The 4,913-nt window shown below is 71.7% G+C and carries 2 protein-coding genes; both read left to right on the top strand.

Going from position 1 to position 4,913, the window contains the following annotated elements; translation table 11 throughout:
* The coding region (locus AB0H84_RS53310; protein WP_357622443.1) for a phosphopantetheine-binding protein at positions 1 to 428 on the top strand (428 nt) is incomplete at its 5' end.
* A 6-nt stretch (positions 429 to 434) separates the two neighbouring features.
* A partial coding sequence (locus tag AB0H84_RS53305; RefSeq protein ID WP_357622441.1) for a beta-ketoacyl synthase N-terminal-like domain-containing protein occupies positions 435 to 4,913 on the top strand: 4,479 nt, incomplete at its 3' end.

Raw genomic sequence — 4,913 nt, 5'->3', positions numbered from 1 at the left:
TTCTGGATGAGTTGCCGTTGACGGGTAACGGCAAGGTGGATCGTGCTGCTTTGGAGCGGTTGGATGCTGGGCCTTCGACCACCGAGACCGCGCCGCCCGAGACGGAGACGGAGCAGATCGTCCTGACCGTCGTACGGGAGGTGCTCGACCGCGACGAGGTCGGGGTCTGCACCAACTTCTTCGAGATCGGCGTCGACTCGATGATGGTCGTGCGGCTCCACTGGCGGCTCTGCTCGGTGCTCAACCAGGAGATTCCACTCACCGCGCTGTTCGAGCATCCCAACATCCGGAGCCTGTCCAAGCGGCTGTCGGCGCCCGAAGGCGCGGCGGGCGAGGACACGGCCGTCCGCGAGGCGTACGCGCGGGGCAGGAGCAGGCGGCGGGCCGCCCGCCAGCGGAACGAAGAGCAGTCTGACGTGAGGGTGTGATCAATCGTGGACGAGAGCTTGGACATCGCGGTCGTCGGCATGGCGGGCCGTTTCCCCGGAGCCCGTGACCTCCGGGAATTCTGGCGGAACCTGCGAGCGGGCAGGGAGTCGGTGACGGTTTTCACCGATGAGGAGCTGCTGGCCGACGGGGTCTCTCCCGAACTGTTGGAGCGGCCCGATTACGTCAGGGCGGGGGCCGTGCTCGACGACGTGGACCTCTTCGACGCGCGTTTCTTCGGTTACAGCGCGCGTGAGGCCGCCATCGTGGACCCGCAGCAGCGTTTGTTCCTGGAGTGCGCGTGGCAGGCGTTGGAGGACGCCGGCGCGCTGCCTGGGGAGCGGCGGGAGTCCGTCGGGGTGTTCGCCGCCTCCAGTTTGTCGACCTACTTGCTGCGCAACCTGCTGTCGCACCGCCCGATCGACCTGAGCAACCACGGCTTCGAGATGCTCATCGCGAACGACAAGGACTACCTGGCCAACCGCGTGAGCTACAAGCTCGGCCTGGACGGCCCCGCGATGAACATCCAGACGGCCTGCTCGTCCTCGCTCGTGGCCGTGCACGTTGCCTGTCAGGCGCTGCTCAACAACGAATGCGACCTGGCCCTGGCCGGCGGTGCCACGGTACGGCTGCCGCAGCGGCGCGGGTACCTCTACCAGGAAGGCATGATCCTCTCACCGGACGGCCACTGCCGCCCCTTCGACGCCAGGGCCGGTGGGACGATCGGCGGCAGCGGGGTCGGCGTCGTCGTGCTCAAGCGCCTGGCCGACGCGGTGGCCGACGGCGACCACATCGAGGCCGTGATCAAGGGCTCGGCGGTCAACAACGACGGCGCGCACAAGGTCGGGTACACCGCACCGGGCGTGGAGGGCCAGGCCAAGGTCATCGCCGCCGCGCTCGGAGCCGCGGGTGTGGACCCGGCCTCCGTCACCGCCATCGAGGCGCACGGCACGGGCACCCGGCTCGGCGACCCCATCGAGATCGCGGCGCTGGCGAAGATCTTCACCGGCCCGCCGGGGTCGGTCGCCATCAGCTCGGTCAAGGCCAACATCGGGCACCTGGACAGCGCGGCGGGCGTGGTGTCGCTCATCAAGGCGGTGCTCCAGCTGAAGCACGGCGAGCTGGTGGCCGGCGTGAACTTCGACGAGCCGAACCCGGAGATCGACTTCGCGCGTACGCCGTTCCAGGTCAACACGGCGTTACGGCCGTGGACGACGACGGGCGGGCCGCGCAGGATCGGCGTCAGCTCGTTCGGGTTCGGCGGCACCAACGCCCACGTCGTGCTGGAGGAGGCCCCGGAGGCCGTGCCGCAGCCGTCGCGGCGGCCCGTCCACGTGCTGCCGTTGTCGGCCATGACCACGACGGCGCTCGACAAGACGGGCGCCGACCTGGCCGCCGCGCTGCGCGAGGCCGGGCCCGCCGAGCTGCCCGACATCGCCTATACGCTGCAGACCGGGCGCAAGCCGTTCGCCCGCCGCCGGGTCCTGGTCGCCCGCGATCTCGCCGAGGCCGCCGCGGCGCTGGAGGACGGCGACGCCGGGCGCGTCGCGGGCCGCACCGCGCCCGACACCCCCAAGATCGCCTTTCTGTTCCCCGGCCAGGGCAGCCAGTACCCGGGGATGACGCGCGAACTGCTCGACGCCGAACCGGTGTTCCGCCATCACTTCGACACCTGCGTCCGCCTCTTCGAGCCGTGGCTGGACCTACGCGCGATGATCTTCCCGGACGACGGGGCCGATCCCGCCGTGGCGGCTGCCCGGCTGGAGTCCACCGCCGTGGCGCAGCCCGCGCTCTTCGCCGTCGAGTACGCCCTCGCCCGGACCCTCATGTCCTGGGGCATCACGCCGGACGCCATGCTCGGGCACAGCGTGGGCGAGCTCGTCGCCGCCTGCCTGGCCGAGGTGTTCCCGCTGGCCGAGGCCGTGCGGCTGGTCGTGGCGCGCGGCCGGCTCATGGCCGAGCGGCCCCCCGGCGCCATGTTGTCCGTGGCGCTGCCTGAGTCGAGGCTGCGCGAGTTGCTGACCTCGGAGCTGTCGCTCGCCGCCGTCAACGGGCCCGACGTGTGCGTGGCCTCCGGGCCGCACGATGCGATCGAGGCGCTGGAGAAGCGCCTGGCCGAGGAGGACGTCGCCGGCCGCAGGCTGCACACCTCCCACGCCTTCCACTCGGCCATGATGGACCCGATCCTGCCGCTGTTCGCCGCCGAGGTGAGCACCGTACGGGCCGGTGAGCCGCGGATCCCGTTCCTGTCCAACCGCACCGGTGACTGGATCACCGCCGACCAGGCCGCCGACCCCGAGTACTGGGCCGGCCACATCCGGGACACCGTGCGGTACGCCGACGGCGCCACCCGCCTGGCCGCGTCCGGAGAGTACGCCTTCGTGGAGGTGGGCCCCGGCCACACGCTCGCCACCCTGACCCGGATGGCCGTCAGGAACGCCACCATCGTGACCACGCTGCCGGGCGCGGGCGAGCCGGGCTCGGCCGCCGAGTCGCTGATGACGGCCGTCGGCCGCATCTGGCTGGCGGGGGCCGAGGTGGACTGGGCCGCCCTGCACGCCGACCGGCGTCCCCGCCGCGTCAGCCTGCCCGGCTACGCCTTCGACCGGCGGCGATGCTGGATCGAGCCCGCGACCACCGTCACGACCACGCCCACGGCCGCCGCTGACGGGCTGCCCGAGCACGGCGCCGACGAAACCGCCGAGCCCGCCGCCGCGCGGCTCGAACTGACCGGCCTCGAACCTCGCCCTGACCTGATGACCGAGTACGTCGCGCCGCGCGACCCGGTTGAGGAGCAGATCGCCGCGATCTGGCAGGAACTCCTGGGCGTCGGCCCGATCGGCGTCCACGACGAGTTCGTCGAGCTGGGCGGCCACTCGCTGCTGGCCACTCAGGTCGTCGCCCGCGTCAAGGACGAGCTCGGCGTCGAGATCCCCATGCGCAGGCTGGTGCAGGCCTCGACGATCGCCGCCCTGGCCGAGGTCGTCGGCGAGTTCGGCGGCACGGCCGGCGCCACCGGCCGGGACCTGCCGATCGTGGCCGAACCCGACAGCGAGCACCTGCACGAGCCGTTCCCGCTGAGCGAGATCCAGCAGGCCCAGTGGATCGGCCGGCAGGGCGCGTTCAACCTGGGCAACGTGGCCGCCCGCATCTACTGGGAGGTCGATCGGGACGCGCGCGACCTCGATCGGCTCGCCGCCGCGTGGAACCAGGTGATCGACCGGCACCACATGCTGCGGGCCGTCATCGACCGGGACGGTACACAGCGCATACTCCCCGAGACCCCACCGTACGAGTTCGAGGTCGTCGACCTGCGCCGGCACGGGCAGGAGCGGATTGAGGAGGAGCTCGCCGGGCTCCGCGCCCGGCTGTCGCACGAGATCAAACCGGCCGACCAGTGGCCGCTGTTCGGCATCACCGCCGCGCTGCTGCCCGAGGGGCGCTGCCGCCTGTTCCTCGGCTTCGACCTGCTCATGGCCGACATGGGCAGCGTGCGGATCCTCCTGCGCGACTGGCGCGCCTACTTCGAGGACCCGGCGGCCGAGCTGCCCGAGCTGCGGCTGTCGTTCCGCGACTACGTGCTGGCCGCCCGCGAGGTACGCCAGAGCGAAGCCTACGCGCGCTCGCTGGAGTACTGGCGGGCCCGCGTCGCCGACCTGCCGCCCGCGCCGGACCTCCCGCTCGCCATGGCGCCGTCAGCGCTGGACCGGCCGGAGTTCGTGGCCCGCAGCACCACCATTCCCACCGACGTGTGGGAGCAGGTCAAGGCGCGGGCGGCCGAGCACGGGGTGACGCCGTCGGCGGTGCTGCTGGCCGCGTACGCGGTGGTCGTCGGGGCCTGGAGCCGCAGCGCCAAGTTCACGCTGAACGTCACCACCACCAACCGCCTGCCGGTCCACGCGGACGTCGCGCACCTGGTCGGAGGCTTCGCGTCCTTCAACCTGATGCCCGTCGACCTCGCCGCGCCCGGCGGCTTCGCCGACCTGGCCAGAGGCATCCAGGAGCAGAGCTGGGAGGACCTCGACCACCGCCATGTCAACGGCGTCGACGTGCTGCGCGAGCTGGCCCGCCACAGGGGCGGCACCTCAGGCGCGGTCATGCCCGTGGTCTTCACCAGCACCCTGGTCGACGAGGGCGAGCGCGATCAGGGAACGCTCGTCGACTGGCTGGGCACCCTGCGCCACGAGGTCATCCAGACCCCGCAGGTCTGGATGGACGCGGGCGTCCTGGAGACCGCCCACGGCCTGTACGTGAGCTGGCCTGCCGTGGAGGCGTTGTTCCCGGTGGGTGTGGTGGAGGAGATGTTTGAGGGGTTTTGCGGGGTGTTGTCGGGTTTGGTGGAGGTGGATGCGTGGCGGGTGTTGCCGTCGGTGGTTTCGGAGGGGCAGCGGGGGGTTGTGGCGTCGGTGAATGCCACGGATGGGCCGGTGCCGGAGGGGTTGTTGCAGGACGGGATTGTGGAGTGGGCGTTGCGGGAGCCGGGCCGG

It is taken from the genome of Nonomuraea sp. NPDC050786 (genome assembly GCF_040654115.1).
In the GTDB taxonomy this organism is placed as follows: Bacteria; Actinomycetota; Actinomycetes; order Streptosporangiales; family Streptosporangiaceae; genus Nonomuraea.
This window is presented reverse-complemented; position numbering and strand designations above follow the sequence as displayed.